The organism is Synechocystis sp. PCC 7509 (genome assembly GCF_000332075.2).
In the GTDB taxonomy this organism is placed as follows: Bacteria; Cyanobacteriota; Cyanobacteriia; order Cyanobacteriales; family Chroococcidiopsidaceae; genus Aliterella.
On sequence record NZ_ALVU02000001.1, the window covers coordinates 932881 to 950121 of the forward strand.

Annotated in this window: 17 protein-coding genes, 1 tRNA gene, 2 pseudogenes and 1 riboswitch; of the genes and pseudogenes, 11 read left to right on the forward strand and 9 right to left on the reverse strand. The window is 40.7% G+C overall.

The window, feature by feature from the left end; all coding sequences use genetic code 11:
* Positions 1-30: 30 nt before the first annotated feature.
* The 3 genes from ureG to SYN7509_RS31230 form a co-directional block, all read right to left on the reverse strand.
* On the reverse strand, positions 31-642 hold the full coding sequence (gene ureG / locus SYN7509_RS0204800) for an urease accessory protein UreG (protein ID WP_009633135.1): 612 nt from the start codon (positions 640-642) through the stop codon (positions 31-33).
* 50 nt (positions 643-692) lie between these two features.
* Entirely contained in the window at positions 693-1373 is a 681-nt protein-coding gene (locus SYN7509_RS0204805) for an urease accessory protein UreF (protein ID WP_009633136.1), read from the reverse strand.
* 71 nt (positions 1374-1444) lie between these two features.
* On the reverse strand, positions 1445-1576 hold the full coding sequence (locus SYN7509_RS31230) for a hypothetical protein (protein WP_009633137.1): 132 nt from the start codon (positions 1574-1576) through the stop codon (positions 1445-1447).
* A 386-nt stretch (positions 1577-1962) separates the two neighbouring features.
* Here SYN7509_RS31230 and gltX point away from each other — a divergent pair, with 386 nt between their 5' ends.
* A complete protein-coding gene (gltX, locus tag SYN7509_RS0204815) occupies positions 1963-3405 on the forward strand; it encodes a glutamate--tRNA ligase (RefSeq protein WP_009633138.1) in 1443 nt (480 codons plus the stop codon).
* On the opposite strand, the gene puuE is transcribed toward gltX, so the two are convergent.
* On the reverse strand, positions 3397-4305 hold the full coding sequence (puuE, locus tag SYN7509_RS0204820; RefSeq protein ID WP_009633139.1) for an allantoinase PuuE: 909 nt from the start codon (positions 4303-4305) through the stop codon (positions 3397-3399). The two genes, gltX and puuE, sit on opposite strands and share 9 nt — an antisense overlap.
* Positions 4305-4805 carry a 2-oxo-4-hydroxy-4-carboxy-5-ureidoimidazoline decarboxylase gene (gene uraD / locus SYN7509_RS0204825; RefSeq protein ID WP_009633140.1) on the reverse strand — a complete coding sequence of 167 codons (501 nt, stop codon included), beginning with the start codon at positions 4803-4805 and terminating at the stop codon, positions 4305-4307. The genes puuE and uraD overlap by 1 nt, the downstream gene beginning before the upstream one ends.
* A gap of 181 nt (positions 4806-4986) precedes the next feature.
* On the opposite strand from uraD, the gene SYN7509_RS0204830 reads away from it, so the two are divergent.
* Complete coding sequence (locus tag SYN7509_RS0204830) at positions 4987-6003, forward strand: aromatic ring-hydroxylating dioxygenase subunit alpha (RefSeq protein WP_009633141.1); 1017 nt, start codon at positions 4987-4989, stop codon at positions 6001-6003.
* A 61-nt stretch (positions 6004-6064) separates the two neighbouring features.
* Here the strand turns inward: SYN7509_RS0204830 and uraH are convergent, their stop codons facing one another.
* Entirely contained in the window at positions 6065-6418 is a 354-nt protein-coding gene (uraH, locus tag SYN7509_RS0204835) for a hydroxyisourate hydrolase (RefSeq protein ID WP_009633142.1), read from the reverse strand.
* 3 nt (positions 6419-6421) lie between these two features.
* The gene (gene hpxO, locus SYN7509_RS0204840) at positions 6422-7585 is read right to left on the reverse strand and encodes an FAD-dependent urate hydroxylase HpxO (protein ID WP_009633143.1); all 1164 of its coding nucleotides are present in this window, start codon (positions 7583-7585) and stop codon (positions 6422-6424) included.
* A 105-nt stretch (positions 7586-7690) separates the two neighbouring features.
* A riboswitch (Glutamine riboswitch) is annotated at positions 7691-7769 on the forward strand.
* A 38-nt stretch (positions 7770-7807) separates the two neighbouring features.
* Between hpxO and SYN7509_RS0204845 the strand changes: the two genes are divergently transcribed.
* From SYN7509_RS0204845 to SYN7509_RS0204875, 6 genes are all read left to right on the forward strand, one after another.
* Positions 7808-8044, forward strand: a complete 237-nt coding sequence (locus SYN7509_RS0204845; protein ID WP_009633144.1) for a hypothetical protein — start codon at positions 7808-7810, stop codon at positions 8042-8044.
* Positions 8045-8588: 544 nt separating this feature from the next.
* Entirely contained in the window at positions 8589-8732 is a 144-nt protein-coding gene (locus SYN7509_RS30070; RefSeq protein ID WP_009633145.1) for a hypothetical protein, read from the forward strand.
* A 66-nt stretch (positions 8733-8798) separates the two neighbouring features.
* Positions 8799-10508, forward strand: a complete 1710-nt coding sequence (locus tag SYN7509_RS0204860) for an iron uptake porin (protein ID WP_009633146.1) — start codon at positions 8799-8801, stop codon at positions 10506-10508.
* Positions 10509-10580: 72 nt separating this feature from the next.
* Positions 10581-12014: a M48 family metallopeptidase gene (locus SYN7509_RS0204865; protein WP_009633147.1), complete on the forward strand. Its 1434-nt coding sequence runs from the start codon at positions 10581-10583 to the stop codon at positions 12012-12014.
* Positions 12015-12087: 73 nt separating this feature from the next.
* Positions 12088-12852, forward strand: coding sequence for a COP23 domain-containing protein (locus SYN7509_RS0204870; protein WP_009633148.1), 765 nt, complete (start codon positions 12088-12090; stop codon positions 12850-12852).
* A gap of 69 nt (positions 12853-12921) precedes the next feature.
* Positions 12922-13419, forward strand: a complete 498-nt coding sequence (locus SYN7509_RS0204875) for a DUF427 domain-containing protein (protein ID WP_009633149.1) — start codon at positions 12922-12924, stop codon at positions 13417-13419.
* A 32-nt stretch (positions 13420-13451) separates the two neighbouring features.
* Here SYN7509_RS0204875 and SYN7509_RS29575 read toward each other — a convergent pair.
* Positions 13452-13631: pseudogene (locus SYN7509_RS29575) on the reverse strand (IS1 family transposase); the annotation flags it as partial.
* Between the two features lie 283 nt (positions 13632-13914).
* On the opposite strand from SYN7509_RS29575, the pseudogene SYN7509_RS25140 reads away from it, so the two are divergent.
* From SYN7509_RS25140 to SYN7509_RS0204895, 3 genes and pseudogenes are all read left to right on the forward strand, one after another.
* A pseudogene (locus SYN7509_RS25140) lies at positions 13915-15027 on the forward strand (IS630 family transposase).
* Between the two features lie 167 nt (positions 15028-15194).
* Positions 15195-15359 carry a hypothetical protein gene (locus SYN7509_RS30425; protein ID WP_192819835.1) on the forward strand — a complete coding sequence of 55 codons (165 nt, stop codon included), beginning with the start codon at positions 15195-15197 and terminating at the stop codon, positions 15357-15359.
* A gap of 125 nt (positions 15360-15484) precedes the next feature.
* Positions 15485-15557, forward strand: a tRNA-Arg gene (locus SYN7509_RS0204895).
* A 95-nt stretch (positions 15558-15652) separates the two neighbouring features.
* Here the strand turns inward: SYN7509_RS0204895 and kaiC are convergent.
* On the reverse strand, positions 15653-17206 hold the full coding sequence (kaiC, locus tag SYN7509_RS0204900; RefSeq protein WP_009633153.1) for a circadian clock protein KaiC: 1554 nt from the start codon (positions 17204-17206) through the stop codon (positions 15653-15655).
* Positions 17207-17241: the final 35 nt, after the last annotated feature.

The following is a 17241-nucleotide window of genomic DNA, read 5'->3' on the forward strand; positions in this document are numbered from 1 at the left end:
CTCTATCATTGGGTTTTAAAATCGGGCAATCTAGCAAATATAGCTTTGCACAAACTCAACTACCGTCTCGACTCCGATTTGCGTTTTTAAGTTGGTAAATACAAATGCTTTCTCACCCCGCATTTTTTTAGTATCGCGCTCCATAATCCCTAAATCTGCTCCCACGTAAGGAGCAAGATCGATTTTATTAATTACTAGCAAATCGGACTTAGTAATTCCTGGCCCGCCTTTACGGGGAATTTTGTCTCCCGCAGCAACATCAATGACGTATATAGTTAAATCTACCAATTCTGGGCTAAAAGTTGCTGCCAAGTTGTCGCCGCCACTTTCCAAAAATACCAAGTCTAGATTAGAAAATCTTTGCTCCAATTGCTCAATGGCGACTAAATTTATTGAAGCATCTTCTCGAATTGCCGTATGGGGACAACCACCCGTTTCTACCCCGATAATGCGATCGCTCTCTAAAGCCTGACTGCGTACTAAATACTGAGCGTCTTCTTGAGTATAAATATCATTGGTAACTACAGCAATATTATATTGTTGGCGCAATGCCTTACACAGAACATCGACCAAAGCTGTTTTACCAGAGCCAACAGGCCCTGCTACTCCGACACGAAAAGCGTTCACTTGAGAATTGGTCATTGGGAATTGGTCATTGCTTAATTATCCATTACCTATTACCTATTACCTATTTAACTGCGAAACAAGCGAGTATATTGGGTTTCGTGCGCCATACTTGCTAGCGATAACCCCCAAGAGCAACTACTAAGCTCATCATCTTCTAAACTCATTATTTCTGTAGCAGCATCGCTAATATTAGCGTGTAACTCGTGTAATAAAATTTGTCCGGCAGTTTGTCCTAAAGGAATTAATTTTACCCCCGCAGTAATTAAATTAGTCGCCCAACTGTGCAAATAGCCAAGAATTAGCGATTGAAGGTTTATTTGCTCCAAGGATGCAAAAATTCCCAAAGCGATCGCATAATTACATTCACCTTCTATACAAAAACTTTGCGCTTGTTGGGGTTTAATTGCGAATAGCAATCGCATCAAACTTTGTCCCATTTGCCAGCTAGAAGCCCGTAATTCGCTTGTTTCTCTCGCGGCGGATAGCCATGTATTCCAGTAACTTAAGGCTGCTATATCGTTCTCTAAGGTCGTTTGGTAAGCCCGTACCATTATCGCCGCTTCAAGACGAATTGCACCATAACTCAATTCTTGTTCTAACCAATGCTGGAGGGTATGGTTATTAATAATTGTTTTTGATTCTACCAGTGTCTCTAATCCTTCCGAATAGCTATAAGCGCCTACGGGTAAAGCGGGACTAACTAGCTGTAACAAGCTTAAAACCTGACTGCGATCGCCAATGGACATAAATAAAATAGAAAAATAAACTCTAAACCTATAGCCTTTTAAAAAATCTTCTATGCTTTGGAGTCGGTTGTCTAGATTGAATGCCGAGCTAAATTTCCGTGCGCCCAAAGAGCCACTTGAGGGCGATCGCCTAATTCTAACTCGCTAAGAATCCGACTAATGATTGCTTTTTGGCGTAGATCATAACTGTAAAGATTTGCCATCAGCACTGGGACTAGGATTTGTTTCTATATGGTCTTAACTACGATACCAGTTTACACATCGCAAAATGATCTCGCCGCCATTTAAACGGGGAAAATGAATTCATTAGAGGTAAGCTAAATAATTTTCTCTGTTTAAATTATTTAGCTTACCATTTTTTGCAACACAACCAACTTTAACAAAGCCATGTTTGATGGCTGAAATTGATAGACCACAAGGGTTATAAGCTAATAAGATCGCTAATGTATTCCTAGTAAATTTCTAGATAAAAAGTGCTAAAAAATAGCTGAAAGGCTTGTATTACGTAATATATTATCTTGGGTTCTAGTTGCATCAGTCTCGTTAAAATAAAGCGAAAATTATAGTTTCTAGATCAGCGCCTGAATTTATGACTGTTCGCGTCCGCATTGCTCCAAGTCCTACTGGAAACCTACATATTGGTACGGCGAGAACTGCTGTATTTAACTGGTTATACGCCCGTCATCATGGCGGTACGTTCATTATAAGGATTGAGGATACAGATACAGAGCGATCGCGCGACGAATACACCCAAAATATATTTGATGGTTTGCAATGGTTAGGTTTAACTTGGGATGAAGGGCCTTTTTACCAGTCAAAGCGCCTAGAAATGTATAAGCAAGGAGTAAAAACCTTGTTAGATAAAGGACTAGCTTATTATTGCTATACCAGCGAAGCGGAACTAGGAGAAATGCGGGAGCAACAAAAAGCTAGAAACGAAGCACCCCGTTATGATAATCGCCATCGTAATTTAACCACTGAACAACAAGCCGCTTTTATTGCTGAAGGTCGCCGTCCGGTAATCCGCTTTAAAATAGAAGACGATCGCGAAATTGTTTGGAATGACATGGTACGCGGACAAATGAGTTGGCGTGGTAGTGATTTGGGCGGCGATATGGTAATTGCTCGTGCTGCCAAAAATGAGATTGGGCAAGCTTTGTACAATTTTGCCGTAGTAATTGATGACATTGATATGCAAATTAGTCATGTGATCCGGGGAGAGGATCATATTGCTAATACTGCTAAACAAATTTTGTTGTACGAAGCTTTTGGCACGAAAGCGCCAGAATTTGCCCATACTCCTTTGATTTTGAACATAGAAGGCAAAAAGCTATCTAAACGCGATGGTGTAACTTCGATTTTTGACTTCAAAGAAATGGGTTTTGTCCCCGAAGCATTAGTAAACTACATGACATTGCTCGGTTGGTCGCCTCCAGATTCGACTCAAGAAATATTTAACCTAGAAACCGCCGCGCAGCAATTTGGTTTTGAGCGCGTTAATAAAGCTGGGGCAAAATTTGACTGGGACAAGCTAGATTGGTTAAATAGTCAATACTTGCATAGTATGCCTGCAAGCCAGCTTACAGATTTATTAATTCCCTACTGGCAAAAAGCTGGATATGAATTTGACGAGACAAGCGATCGCTCTTGGCTAGAACAAATTACAAGTTTAATTGGTGCTAGTCTAACGCGCCTTCCCGATGCGGTAGACATGACTAAACTATTTTTTGTTAAATCGCTAGAATATAGCGAAGATGCGGCTAGTGCCTTGCAGCAAGAGGGAGCAAGTACCGTTTTACAAGGCATCCTTGACGCTTTAAATAACACCGCAGATTTTAATGAAGCAGCCATCCAAGAAATTATTAAACAAGTAGTCAAAGAGAAAAATGTCAAAAAAGGTTTAGTAATGCGGAGTTTAAGAGCAGCACTAACAAAAGCTATGCACGGGCCTGATTTGATTCAATCTTGGTTAATTCTGCATCAGCTTGGACAAGATAAAACAAGGTTACAACAGGCGATTGAATTAAAGTAGTTTGTGATATTGATGCCAGTGACGAGCAATATCTATTCGGCGGCAAATCCATACGCGATCGCACCTTTGCACATAATCAAGAAAACGAGCCAAAGAAGCCGCCCTTCCTGGTCTACCAGCTAGGCGACAATGCAATCCTATGCTCATCATCTTGGGGGCGGTTTCGCCCTCCTCGTACAACACATCAAAAGCATCGCGCAAGTAGGCAAAAAACTGATCGCCACTATTAAAACCTTGGGTAGTAGCAAAACGCATATCGTTATTATCCAGGGTGTAGGGAATAACTAAGTGAGGTTTGCCATAGTCCTTTACCCAGTAAGGTAAGTCATCGGCGTAACTATCGGAGTCGTAAAGAAAACCCCCCGCTTCTACTACCAAACGTCGAGTATTTGGACTATTGCGCCCAGTATACCAACCGAGAGGACGGCTACCTGTGATAGAAGTGTGAATTGCGATCGCTTTTTCTAAATGTTCCCGCTCTACATCCTCGCCAAAATATTTATAATCAATCCAACGATAGCCATGACTTGCAATCTCCCAATCGGCTTCTATCATTGCTTCTACGGCTTCTGGGTTGCGCTCTAATGCCATTGCAATACCATAAACGGTAAGAGGGATATTGCGCTCGGTAAATAATCTATGCAGTCGCCAAAAGCCCGCTCTACTGCCATATTCGTAAACCGATTCCATATTCATATGTCGCAACCCGTTTAATGGTTCTGCGCCGACAATTTCTGATAAAAAGGTTTCTGAAGTTAAATCGCCGTGAAGAATACAAGTTTCTCCACCTTCCTCGTAATTAATCACAAACTGTACGGCAATTTTGGCGCGATTGGGCCATTTTGGATCGGGTGGGTTGCGTCCGTACCCAATCATGTCTCGTGGATAGGGCTTTGACATTAGTTTTCTACCAAGTTTAGAAGGCGAAACCAAGCAATTTTGTTTATTTGGGCGATCGCACTAGCTATTTCTGCTTCTATAGTATTTTTTAAACGGCGCTCAAATTCGTTTAAAATGCTGTCTTTAGTCTGATTTTTGACGGCAACTATAAACGGAAACCCAAATTTATCTTTGTAGGTCTGATTGAGCAATTGAAAGTAATCGTATTCTTGAGGAGTTAGCCTATCTAAACCAAGTCCAGATTGTTCTACTACCGAAGCTTCTGCCATTAAAGCTTTGCTGCCTAAGTCAGGATGCGCTCGAATTAAAGCTAGTTGCTCATCAATTGTCATGAGGCTAACTATATCAACCATTTTTTGATATAAGGCAGCTATATCTGCAAACGGGCGATCGCTCCAAGCTTTTTGAGCAATTTCTGGGGTGTGTTCAAACAGAGTTCCCAAAACGCTGACAAATTCCTCCTGGCTCATTTGGTTTAAATCAGTGATGGACTTAGACATATAGAAATTTTAATCAGTAGGTGACTTCGCATTGGTTTTTCGCCTAACAATCTTATCTTTATTTGAATACTGTATACAAAATCTGTTGTTGAATATACAGAAAACAGTAAAAATGTTGCTTAATGTGAGCAGTAATAAGATAAACTCAAAACTTTTGTAAATTCCGGCTGCGTTAATTATTATGCTAGTTACAAAACAACCTGTACTCCGAAAGTTCTGGTATCCGGCAATTCCAACTACAGAGCTTTCAAATAGTCCTAACCCTTTTGAGTTACTGGGTGAAAAAATAGTTATTTGGTTAGATAAAGCCGGGAAACCCGCCGCCGTTCAAGATAGATGCTGTCATCGTTCGGCGCAACTAAGCATTGGTAAGGTGGTAGATGGCAATATTTGCTGTGCTTATCATGGTTGGCAATTTAATAGTGATGGCGCGTGTGTCTGCGTACCACAATTGAAAGATGAGACAATTCCTGCTAATTATAAAATAAAGTCTTATCGCTGTACGGAGCGTTACGGGTATGTTTGGGTATGTTTGGAAGAACCGCTAATCGATCTTCCAGAGATTGACGAAGCCACAAAGCCAGATTACCGATTGCTGCATGAATTTTATGAACTTTGGAAATGTGCAGCCTTGCGGGTAATGGAAAATGAATTTGACTTAGCTCATCCTACGTTTGTACATACTACGACCTTTGGCAGCGAAGAACATCCCATTCCTGAATCGATGAAGCTTACAGAAACAGAATGGGGATTGCACGTACAGGGTGTTTTGGGGGTTGTAAATCCCCAATTGCAACAACAAAACTTGAAAATGGACACAAAACAAACCTTCCGCACCTTAGACATGACTTGGTTTATGCCTTTTACTGTCAAGCTGCAAATTACCTACCCAAACGGATTGACTCACATTATTGTCAATACAATGACACCAATAAATGATTCAACTTCCCAAATGGTGCAGTTTTGCGTCCGTAATGACACCGAAGCAGACACAAAAAGCAGTGATGTAGTTGCTTTTGATCGCGCGGTAACGTTGGAAGACAAGCATATATTAGAAACAACCGATTACGATGTGCCTCTGAGTGTGAGTCAAGAGCAGCATATGTTTACAGATAAACCTGGTATAGTTATGCGTAAAAAGCTGGCGGCTTTATTGAAAGCATACGGCGAAGTAGAGCAAACCAAAAGTAATAATTAACGGGAAGCGTAGGGGCGCAATTAATAAAACGTTATATTTTCTATTTTTGCGCCAAAATATATCAACTTCCTCGGTAAGTGCTGTATGACCAAGGTGAAACTAATAGCGGTACGTGATAGTGAGTAGTAGTGTCTGCAATACCAAATTGAATAGGTACGCGATTAAGAAAGGGCGGGTTAGGTAGTGTTTCAAAATAAGATCCAAAGTAATCGCCAACTATAAAGACTAATTCGTATATTCCAACTGTTAAATCTTCAGTTAGCAATGGGGTATCTGTGCGCCCGTCAGAATTGGTTACAGTAGTTTTTAGTAGGGTTTTTTGCCCCGATTCACTTATTTGCCACAATTCTAGGGTAATTCCTTTGGCTGGACATCCGCGCGCAGTATCTAAAACGTGCGTAGTAAGTTTTCCCATTGTTTAGTTTAATGGCCCAGCTAGGATTGTTTTAGAAATTGCATCCATAATATCTGTTCCATCTTCGTACTTTAGGGCTTCGTACCACTGTTTAGTAACTTCTGGCGCTTTACCGTGAGTCATATCCGATCGCTTTCTAGCTCTAGTAATGATGTCTGCAACGCGATCTTTTCTGGCGGTTTCGTAGCGTTTTAAAGCGTCAGCAACACTGATATTGGTTGTTTGCAAGTAATTTGTCAACACTAAAACATCTTCCATCGCTTGACAGCCACCTTGTCCTAAGTCTGGTGCTGTACCGTGTGCAGAGTCACCTAATAATGCTATGCGATCGCGCACCAATGTTTGCAATGGCTCAATGTCGTGTATTTCCACACGATTAGTCTTCATGGGATCGAGGCACTTAATTAATTTTTGCACGGGTTCTGCCCAACCTTTAAAAAAGCTACTCAATTCTTCTCTATAAGTTTCTGGCGAGCTTACACTACCTTTAGGCATGGGGACATCAAAAAAGAAATAATAGCGATCGCCTCCCACAGGCATCATAGAGGCTCGTTTGTGTTCGCCGACATACACTGCCCAAGTATTACCCGGCGCTAAATCTTCACTAGCAGTCACTAATCCATTCCAATTTACATAGCCCACATAACGCCGCTCAATAATTTTATCTAAAACGTAACTGCGAATTAAAGAGTGAGTTCCATCTGCACCGATCAACACATCTCCGGTAGCTTTACGTCCATCCTCAAAAGTAGCTGTAACGCTGTCAGAATCTTGTTCAACAGCAACACATTTAGCATTAAGTTGAACGTTATTTGCACCCAGGGTATTGAGTAACATTTCCTGTAAATCCGTCCGCGCTACTGGGTACGGTTTTTGCCCTACGCGATCGATTAACGGCTGCAAACTAAAATCTGTGAGCTTTTCCCCGGTATGGCTGTAGTATGCAGTGCGTTCCATTTTGCCGCCAATACTGGCAATTTCTTGGCTTAAACCCAAGCTATTTAAGACTTTAACCCCATTTGACCATAACGAAATTGCCGCCCCTGCTGGACGTATTTTGTTGACTTTTTCGTAGATTTCTACTTCGTATCCAGCTTGACGCAGGGCGATCGCTGCCGTCAATCCTCCCATTCCTGCCCCGATGATTACAACTTTTAAATTTTTCATCTTATAAAAATTCCTTAATTGGTTTAAATCAACTCAAAATTATGCCGTTTTGCTGAGAAAATTTACTCAAAGACCTGCTAGAATGTACTCAAATATACAGAAAGTTTCGTTCATCTTCTATTTAAAAAACCTCTTGAATTAGGGAGAGAAGACGGAAGTAAGGTTAATCCTGAAGGAACGCGCCTCAATTCATAACTATTTGATGAAAGGAAGGAGGACGTTATGAACGTTCAATGGCAACGATACAAAGAGCTAGAGCTAGTTCCCGATAACATCTCTGCGCCAAAGCGCCGTTTTGAGTTATTTCCCTTAGCTGCGGCTTGGCGAAGTCTTGTAAATGCTTTAATGTGGGAACACTTTTACGAGCATCGCACTGATTATCTAGAACGGTGCTGGGAGCTAAACGAGCAAGAAAATCGCTCTTTGGCATTGCAAAAGCTTTTGAGGTTGATGAATTAGACACAACTTGGGCATCGCGGTAGTAAATAACTATTTGTTTTTGTATACTGTATTCAGTATCTAGTATCTACCCTCAATTTTTCAAGAGTATTAAAAGAATTTCTTTTAATACTTTTTGATTTTGTAATATCAATACATAGGCTATTTTAGTAAAAAAAATATTAAGTAGAAATTGACAAACTTACGCCAGTCTACTTTTAAGCTCATTTTTGTTAGTTTGCTACCTGATAATAAATTAACTTAAGCTAATCAATGAAAATAGTATTGTAAAATACAAAACCATTATTTGTCATTGGTGTAACCGACAAAGTATTTATTAAATAAGAGTTGCTGCTAAAGATTTCCCAAAAAATATTTTGTGAATACAAATAGGTTGTAGTTGGAGTTTTTTCGCTTAAAATGCGATCGCTAATTTTTTTACTAAACACTAAGCTTTTTTGTGTACTTAGATACAAACGCAGTTCCTGAGATAAGCTTATTCTGTATGCAGAATACAATGCCGTAGAAGTAGGGCAGAATAAAGACTTTAATAGAGGAAATTTATATGGCTCATGCTGGCACTCATGGAGTAAGTGAGAATGATAGCGATCGCCCAAAGCTGCTTTATGGACTAAACGATAAACCACCCCTTAAAGATTCAATCTTTGCGGAAGTTATGAAAGATACGGCTAGGGCGGAAATAAAATAAATCGCTTTGTCTACCTTAGAGCGCGATCGCACTGATTGAAATAATTTTTGGGTGTGGGGAGTATTCATGAATAATCGACAATTTAAACTGGTTGCTGCAACCAGAGTTTTAACGTGCCTATTGATGGGAGTTTTGGGGATGTCTGCGCGATCGCCTGTAGTCGCCCAAGAACTTCAACCAATGTCTGAAGCAGAAATATCACAAGTTACCTCTGTATCTCAATTATCCGATGTACAGCCTACAGATTGGGCATTTCAGGCATTGCAATCATTGGTAGAAAGGTATGGTTGCATTGCTGGGTATCCCGATGGTACTTATAGAGGAAACCGTGCTTTAACTAGATACGAGTTTGCGGCGGGTTTAAATGCTTGTTTAGATAAAGTCAACGAATTAATCGCAACGGGTACTAGCAATTTAGCTAGTAAAAATGACTTAATTACTCTACAACGCTTACAAGAAGAATTTGCCGCCGAACTTGCCTCATTACGAGGGCGAGTCGATGCTTTAGAAGCCCAAACCGCCGAACTTGAAGCCAATCAATTTTCCACTACAACCAAGCTAACAGGAAATATTTTTGTTAATGTTACCGGGGCGTTTGCGGAGGGAGATATTTTAGCTGAAGGAGAGACGGTTTTTAGAACTCAACCGAGAACAAGCCCCAATGCTTTACGGCGAGTTACGGAAGATCCAAATATTACTCTCAGCAATTATGTTTTTCTCAACTTCACTACTTCCTTTACAGGCAAAGATAGCTTAGTCACGCAATTAGTAACTGGAAATGGCGACTCTCCAGCTAATAGATTTGCTTCGGCGGGTTTGTACAACACCCTTGGCGTACCTTATACCGATCAAACTGGGGTAACGGGAGGAACGGGGAGAGTTGTGTTGCGAGAATTATTTTATAATTTCCCCATCGGCGAATCTTTGCGGGTAGTAGTTGGCCCAAGAGTTAATTGGTATCGCTACTTTGACAACAACCGTTTTACCTTCTATTTAACTGGCGCTGGTAGTTTTAACTCCAGTGGTAGCACGTTATTAAACGCTGTAGATAGAGGTTCAGGGGCGGCGGTATTATGGCAAATAAGCGATCGCCTAAAACTCAACGTAGCTTACTTAGGCGAAAATACAGAATTTCTTACCAGCAACTTATTTAACTCCTCTAGCAACCCTAGCCAAGGCTTGTTTAGCCCTACAAATACCTTGACGGCAGAATTGACAGTTTCACCGATCAAGAGCTTAAATTTGCGCTTTTTGTATAACCGATCTCATGTAAGAGCGATCGCCGGACAAGTTGGCGGCGCAATTGGCGAACCTATTTATGGCTTTGCTGATGATGGTTTTGATGGCTCTATTGACAATGCCACAGGCGATACTTATGCTTTCAACTTTGATTGGTTAGTTACTTCTGGTTTCGGTTTATTTGGACGCTATGCTTACGGGAGTACAAATATAGAGCCTTTAAATGCAAGTAGACCAAATGGCGAAGTAAACGCGCAAACAATTCAAGTAGGGGCAGCATTTCCTGACTTAGGCAAAGAAGGAGCATTATTTACCCTTTCTTATCTCATTCCCTTTTCTGTCGTAGATGGGCGAAACTTTCTAGTATCCGGTGGCGGTGATGGCGGCGTGCAGTACGAATTTGAAGCTACTTATTTTTATCCGTTAAGCCAAAATATTGCTTTAGTTCCAGCTTTTTACTGGATTGGCAACCCCAATAATTTTAGCGGCAATCCAAATATTTATGTGGCTAATTTACGCGCTCAATTTAGCTTCTAGTTAAAATAGTTGTGCTGGCGCTACTTAATATCTGCCCCCGTGAAAAATATCACTTGTTCGCTATTATTAGCAATGAATGTGTGGCTACCATTGCCAGGTGCGATCGCAACAGAAACTAACTCTGTTACACCCCAAGATCAAACAAACCAAAAGCTACAAAAACGACTAGCAGAACTCCAACGCGATCGCCAATTAATTGCAGCAGATAGCCTATACCTAGGCGGACAATTTGCCGCCGCCGAAAAAATTTATCGCCAAGTCAAAACACCCCTCGCTCAAAGCATTGAGCCAAAAACCCCCGAACCCGTATTAGATCCGGCTTACTTATCCCCCGCCGGAAAAGTATACTGGCGCGAAACTCGAGCAGGGGTTGCCCAAAATCTGCAAACAAGGACGCTTGTACCATTAAGACTATTAGTTGAACAGTATCCTGAATTTATCCCCGGACATCTGCGTTTAGCCGAAATTCTTACTAAGTACGACAAATCTGAGGATGCTTTAGCAGTTTTAGAAAAAGCCAGCGCCCTCTATCCCACCCAACCGGAAATTGTCAAAGCTAAAATTGCCGCCTTAGCCGCCGAAAAAAAATGGATGGAAGCCTCGCTAACCGCGCGTCAATTTGCTTTGCTTAACTATAACCAACCCCAGCAAACAGAATTTACATTAATAGCGGAAGAAAATTTAAAACGCTACAAATCGCATTTAAGAGGGCAATTACGGGGAAATGCGATCGCAAATGTGATTACAGGCGCATTAGGTTACGCGCTTACCGGAAGTATTTTCGGGCCAATTTCCGCCGTCCAAACTACCGCGATGCTATTGCAAGGCGAGTCATCAGTGGGTAAATCTGTCTCCAAACAAGCCCGTAAGCAGTTAGAGATGGTAGAAGATCCAGACGTTGTAAATTATGTCAATGAAATTGGACAAAAGCTGGCGGTAGTAGCTGGGCGCAATGATTTTGAATACGAATTTTTTGTGATTATGGACGACGACTTAAATGCCTTTGCTTTACCTGGGGGTAAAGTATTTGTCAATGCTGGATCTGTCGCTAAAACTAATTCTGAAGCCGAACTTGCAGGATTACTCGCCCATGAATTGTCTCATGCAGTTTTGTCTCACGGCTTTCAATTAGTCGCCGAAGGCAACTTAGTTGCCAATGTGACCCAGTACGTCCCTTTAGGTAACACTGTTGCTAATCTATTTGTCCTCAACTACAGTCGGGACATGGAAAAGCAAGCAGACACTTTAGGAACGCGGCTGTTGTCTTCTACAGGCTACGCGGCGGATGGATTGCGCAACTTGATGATTATTTTAGAAGCACAAGAAAAAAATAATCCGCCTAGTTGGTTATCTTCCCACCCAGCCACAGAAAACCGCGTAGACTACTTAGAAAAGCTAATCGTGCGTAACCAGTACAATCGCTATGCTTATGAAGGAGTAGGGCAACACGCCGAAATTAAAGCAAAAGTAAAAAAACTTTTGGTCGAACAGAAACACGTTGACTAAAAAAAACGTCAAGAATGAAGAATGGTTGCAAAGCTGAAAAAAAGAGTCGTTTAACGAAATTAACAGGGGTTTTATGTCACCAAACAAGTTTAAGTTCCCAATAAAAAGTTTGAGTTTAGTTCTCGGTGCGGCTTTTATGCTAGGTCAAAACAGTCTAATAGCCACGGCTCAAACTCCCTCAGATGTGGTGGTCGATACCGACTCCAATAGTGGCTCTAATAACGGCTCAAATCCTATTTACGATCGCAATACTCGTTTTGGATGCCAGACTAATAACGGTCAATACACCGTGATGTACTTCCCTGAAAGTCAACCAAATCAAGCTTTTGCTTGGGCAACTCCATCACAATTGGGTGGTGGTTGGAATCCGCAAAAACGCTGCGCCGAAATCGCTAGACGACTAGAGCAGTACCGACCAGACGGTTTAATTGAACTAACTACCGATGTGGAAAATGGCTACAACACCGTTTGTGTGACCACTGAAAAAGTTCCTGGCTGTCGGATTGTCCTTACTGTACCTCCCGGACAAGATCCTTTGACTACCCGCGATCGCGTTTTTGAAAATTTGACCGTAGCCGATAGCGGACAACAAACTCAAGGAGTTTATACCTACAGCGCCGGACGAGGTAATAGTCAAGTAGACAAACTAATTAACAGAGGGAGAGCAATTTTAGGTGGCGCAAATAATCGCCAGTCAAGTAGCGCTATCAATCTGCGACCGTTTTTAGATCGCGCCGATGGTGGAACTGGTGCAATGCTCAACAACGGCGTACCCACAAAAAAACAGCGTCAGCAGAACCAGCGCCAACGCCAGCTAAATCCAGGTAGTTTCCGCTAATACATTATTTAAGTTGCCAGAGTAAGTTAAATTTGGGTGGAAAACAAACTTACTCTGGCTCAATAAAAAATGTTTAATCAACAGCGCATTGAACTACAGCCCGGTCAAGAATCCGTCTGGGATTACCCGCGTCCGCCTCGCTTAGAAGATACAAATAAGCATATTCAAATTATATTCAATCAAGTTGCGATCGCCGATACCCATCAGGCAAAGCGGGTATTAGAAACAAGTCATCCACCTGTTTATTACATTCCACAGTGCGACTTATTAACGGAGCATCTAGTATTAATGCCTCATTCTAGTTGGTGCGAGTGGAAAGGTAGAGCCGCCTACTACACGGTATTAGTAGGTGAAAAGCAAGAACAAAATGCTGCTTGGTTTTATCCCGCTCCCACAACGGAATTTGCCGCCATCAAAGATTATGTAGCTTTCTATCCGCACTTAATGGATGCTTGTTATGTAGATGGTGAAAAAGTGCAGCCTCAACCAGGAGATTTTTATGGTGGCTGGATTACAAGCGATATTGTTGGGCCATTTAAGGGTGCAGCCGGAACTTGGGGCTGGTAGATGGGTTTAAAACCGTTCGCCAATCGGTAGTCCTAAAGATGTAAGGATGAGTTGTAGTGGTGAACAAAATACCAAATTGCACCAATATGATTATCTAACTTTTTGGAAAATGATCATGTCTTCCTCACTAATCGTGACTCGCGTTGACGCAAGGTACAGTTAAACCGCTCAATATAGCTAGTTTTGCCACTATCCTTGCTAACGCTTTGATGTCATTTGCCTCCGGAAAATATAGTCGTAAGCTGACCAGAAATCCGTGGAGGATACAGCACACTGTCGATATACTGCGGGCAAAGCATCCCACAATCCTTGCGCCCCCACGGCTACGAGTTCCAACAGACACCCAACAATTTCTCGTGTTTCAATAGGCATCTCCGAAATATATGTATTTTATAATAGAAGGATATTAAATGAGCTTTTAACGCCAGGAAACTAAGCTGTTCAGCATTTAAACAGGGTATAGTATAAATTATATTTTAGCTAATTTATTGCAATATGCCAGCGAAAAATCATCTCAATTTTGAGTAAGTAAAAAAACTACAGCAAGCCTTAAAAGCAGAAGACAATAGAGATATTAGAGAAAGAATTCTGATTTTATTATTGCTCAATGACGGAAAAACCCAAGCAAAAATTGCCAAGTTTTTGGGTTGCTCTGTAAATAAGGTATCTTACTGGTGCGTTCATGGAAACCCGGAAAATCTAGAAAGCTTTGTAGATGAAAGGATGAAGGGAAACCATAGAAAAGCGACGGAAAAATACCTAGAAATATTATTAGAAACCGTAGAGAAACCGCCGGAAGAATTTGGGTATGAGTTTGGGCGATGGACAGCGCAAAGATTAGCAACATATTTAGAAAATATTACGGGTATTAAATTAAGTGGTTCTCAGGTTCGGAGGATATTAAAGCAAAAAAAGTATGTATACCTTTGGGCAAAATATAGCTTAGAGTTAAAAAGAGATTCGGAAAAAAGAAAAGCTTTTAATAATAAAATAGCAGAATATTTAAAAATAACAAAAGAAAGTTCAGAGCGTTTACAAGTATGGTTTTGGGATGAAAGTGGTTTTAGTTTAAGAGTGATTAGAAGAAAGACGTGGTGTAAAAAAGGAACCCGAAAAAAGGTCAGAGGAGATAGAAGAAAAGGAAGAATTAACGTAATGGGTGGTCTAAGGTACTCCGACAAGAAAAAGTTCGTAGAATTTCTAGAAAAAAGCAATGCAGGTAGTTTTTACAGCGTGCTAAAAGTTTTTTATCAAAAGCTAATTTATGAATGGGTAGAAGCCGGAAATCAAGCAAAAGACTTCACAGAAAAGGGAGCGAAGATAGTAATCATTCTTGATAATGCGAGTTTTCACAAACAAAAAAAGTGCCTTGAAAAGATTTCCATAGAAATGCCCAATCTTTACTTAGAATTTCTCCCAGAATACAGTCCAGATTATAACTTGATAGAGTTGGTCTGGCATTCAACAAAAGGATATGTAGCTAATCGACTATTTCAATCAATTGAAGAGCTAGAGCATTTATTACATCAGCTTTTAAATGAAGGAGAGTTGGTTATTAAGTAGTAACGAAAACTCAAAAACAAGGGCAATGCTTTTATCACAGTTTAAATGCACAACAGCTTAGTGAGGATAGCATCATCGATTGCTGTATATTGAGCTTTTTTACCTTTAACTTTGTATTCCACGACTAGCACTGTTTTAACCTCGTTGTTAAACTTATTCGTTTTCGACCTATCCATATACTAATATGAATGTATATCGATTGTGTAGCCAAAATGAAAACTAAACAATTACGTTTTAGATTGTCCGATAGAAGATTCTGGAAATTGCAGTTATATGCCAGTCAGCATGATAAAACAATGACGCAGGTGATTGAAGAGTTGCTTGACACTTTGCCAGAACCGAAAATGCCTGAAGGCAGGATAAATCCTGCTAACTAGCCTTCATCCCCAGTCTGAAGTACGGAATGCGGTACTACGTATCTGTTCCTCCGGGGTTTTCGGCATCCACCTTATAAGTAAGTTTTACTTAAACGGGCGATCGCTGCTATAATTGTCGAATACGTGGGTATGTAGCTCAGTGGATAGAGCATCAGATTCCGGTTCTGAGGGTCGGGGGTTCAAATCCCTCCATACTCGTTTTAACAAAAGCCTTGAAACACAATTGTTTCAAGGCTTTTAATTTTAAAATAGCAAAATTTTTAAGCGTCTTTAAAGATATAAAGCCGAAGAAATTACCCTTCAGTATCTTTAAAACTCTGAACTATCCGCGACAGCTCGCTTTTCTCATCAATACTAATCCGGGTAGGCGAACCGCTAATAATGCCTTCGTAGTTGCGGAACGAATCGGTAATTTGCGGGCCGGTGGCGCTAATTGTATACTCGCGGATGCTTTTGTCATGCCAGGAACCGCGCATCTTAAATACATTTATTGCCCGTGACATTTCGCCACGAATTTCTACGTATTGCAGCATCAAAATTGTATCGGTAATTGTAGAAATATGAGAATCAGTAATAGAATTTGACCCCATAAATTGCTCGGAGGTATTTGTAAAAAATCCAGTGATTTCTTCTTGTTTGGCGTAACCTGTTACCCCAATTACAAATTGTCGAAAAGCATTGTTACTAACTCCCCGTGCTAAAGCCGAAAGCGAATCTATCGCAATTCTTGATGGCTTAAATTCAGCAATTTCTGACTTAATAATTTGTAAATGATCTTCTAATCCCGTTGATTCGGGGTAAGCACAAATAATTTTTAGTAACCCTTTGCGCTCTAATTCCTCAAAATCTATTCCCCAGGAATAGGCGTTACGCGATAATTGAGCGCGGGACTCTTCGTAAGCAAATACCAAAGCGCGATCGCCATTTTTGCAAGCATTTTCTAAAAACTTACTCACTAACAAGGTTTTACCCGTTCCCGTCGCTCCCGTTGCTAAAATAATTGAGTCTTTAAAAAAACCGCCGCCGCACATTTTATCTAAGGTTTCTACTCCCGAAGATACCCTAACATTAGATGATCTTTGGGTTAATTGCATTGCTCCTAAAGGAAAAATATTAAATCCTTCATTGCTAATTGTTAAAGGATACTCGCCTTTCATATGTGTAGAACCGCGCAACTTCAAAATCTCAATTGTGCGGCGGCGACGCTCTCCTTCTAAAACATTGCGAACAATAGTTACATTATCTGATACAAATTCTTCAACTCCAAATCTGGCTACCGGCCCGTATTCTTCGGTGCGCTCGGTAGTCATAATTGTGGTTACGCCAATTTGTTTTAGCCGCGCTACCAACCGAAAAATCTCTCGCCGAACTATAGAGGATGCTTCGTATTGTTGAAATAAAGCAGTAATTGAATCAATAGAAACTCGTTTAGCTTTATATTTAACAATCGCGTATTGCAAACGTTCAATTAATGCTGAAAGATCGAAGCTTCCTACTACTTCTTGTCCTTCGGGATCGGGAGAAGCATCTAATATAAATAGCTTACCGTCATCAATGGGCTTTTGTAAGTCCCAGCCCAAACCCCAAGTATTCTTAATAATATCTTGAGGAGTTTCTTCAAAAGTAACAAATACTCCCGGTTCATCAAAAAAAATTATGCCATTGTAAAGAAATTGTAGAGAAAATAAAGTTTTACCTGTGCCAGATGTGCCGCTAACTAACGTTGTTCTGCCAATGGGTAAACCGCCCTGACTTATATCATCAAATCCCTCAATCATTGTCCGCAGTTTCTGTACGCCTTTATTAGGCAATACTTGAGAATTTTGAGTTTGACTATGCTCGTTCATTTTTTATTAAAGTATATAATTAATCAGATTCGCTT

What these genes read in the sequence shown, in the direction of transcription:
- SYN7509_RS0204845 (WP_009633144.1), top strand. Translation starts at nt 7,808, where the DNA reads ATGAACGTTCAATGGCAACGATACAAAGAGCTAGAGCTAGTTCCCGAT.
- SYN7509_RS0204870 (WP_009633148.1), top strand. Translation starts at nt 12,088, where the DNA reads ATGTCACCAAACAAGTTTAAGTTCCCAATAAAAAGTTTGAGTTTAGTT.
- uraD (WP_009633140.1), bottom strand. Translation starts at nt 4,805, where the DNA reads ATGTCTAAGTCCATCACTGATTTAAACCAAATGAGCCAGGAGGAATTT.
- uraH (WP_009633142.1), bottom strand. Translation starts at nt 6,418, where the DNA reads ATGGGAAAACTTACTACGCACGTTTTAGATACTGCGCGCGGATGTCCA.
- SYN7509_RS31230 (WP_009633137.1), bottom strand. Translation starts at nt 1,576, where the DNA reads ATGGCAAATCTTTACAGTTATGATCTACGCCAAAAAGCAATCATTAGT.
- puuE (WP_009633139.1), bottom strand. Translation starts at nt 4,305, where the DNA reads ATGTCAAAGCCCTATCCACGAGACATGATTGGGTACGGACGCAACCCA.
- kaiC (WP_009633153.1), bottom strand. Translation starts at nt 17,206, where the DNA reads ATGAACGAGCATAGTCAAACTCAAAATTCTCAAGTATTGCCTAATAAA.
- gltX (WP_009633138.1), top strand. Translation starts at nt 1,963, where the DNA reads ATGACTGTTCGCGTCCGCATTGCTCCAAGTCCTACTGGAAACCTACAT.
- SYN7509_RS30425 (WP_192819835.1), top strand. Translation starts at nt 15,195, where the DNA reads ATGAAAACTAAACAATTACGTTTTAGATTGTCCGATAGAAGATTCTGG.
- SYN7509_RS0204875 (WP_009633149.1), top strand. Translation starts at nt 12,922, where the DNA reads ATGTTTAATCAACAGCGCATTGAACTACAGCCCGGTCAAGAATCCGTC.
- hpxO (WP_009633143.1), bottom strand. Translation starts at nt 7,585, where the DNA reads ATGAAAAATTTAAAAGTTGTAATCATCGGGGCAGGAATGGGAGGATTG.
- SYN7509_RS30070 (WP_009633145.1), top strand. Translation starts at nt 8,589, where the DNA reads ATGGCTCATGCTGGCACTCATGGAGTAAGTGAGAATGATAGCGATCGC.
- SYN7509_RS0204860 (WP_009633146.1), top strand. Translation starts at nt 8,799, where the DNA reads ATGAATAATCGACAATTTAAACTGGTTGCTGCAACCAGAGTTTTAACG.
- SYN7509_RS0204805 (WP_009633136.1), bottom strand. Translation starts at nt 1,373, where the DNA reads ATGTCCATTGGCGATCGCAGTCAGGTTTTAAGCTTGTTACAGCTAGTT.
- SYN7509_RS0204830 (WP_009633141.1), top strand. Translation starts at nt 4,987, where the DNA reads ATGCTAGTTACAAAACAACCTGTACTCCGAAAGTTCTGGTATCCGGCA.
- ureG (WP_009633135.1), bottom strand. Translation starts at nt 642, where the DNA reads ATGACCAATTCTCAAGTGAACGCTTTTCGTGTCGGAGTAGCAGGGCCT.
- SYN7509_RS0204865 (WP_009633147.1), top strand. Translation starts at nt 10,581, where the DNA reads ATGAATGTGTGGCTACCATTGCCAGGTGCGATCGCAACAGAAACTAAC.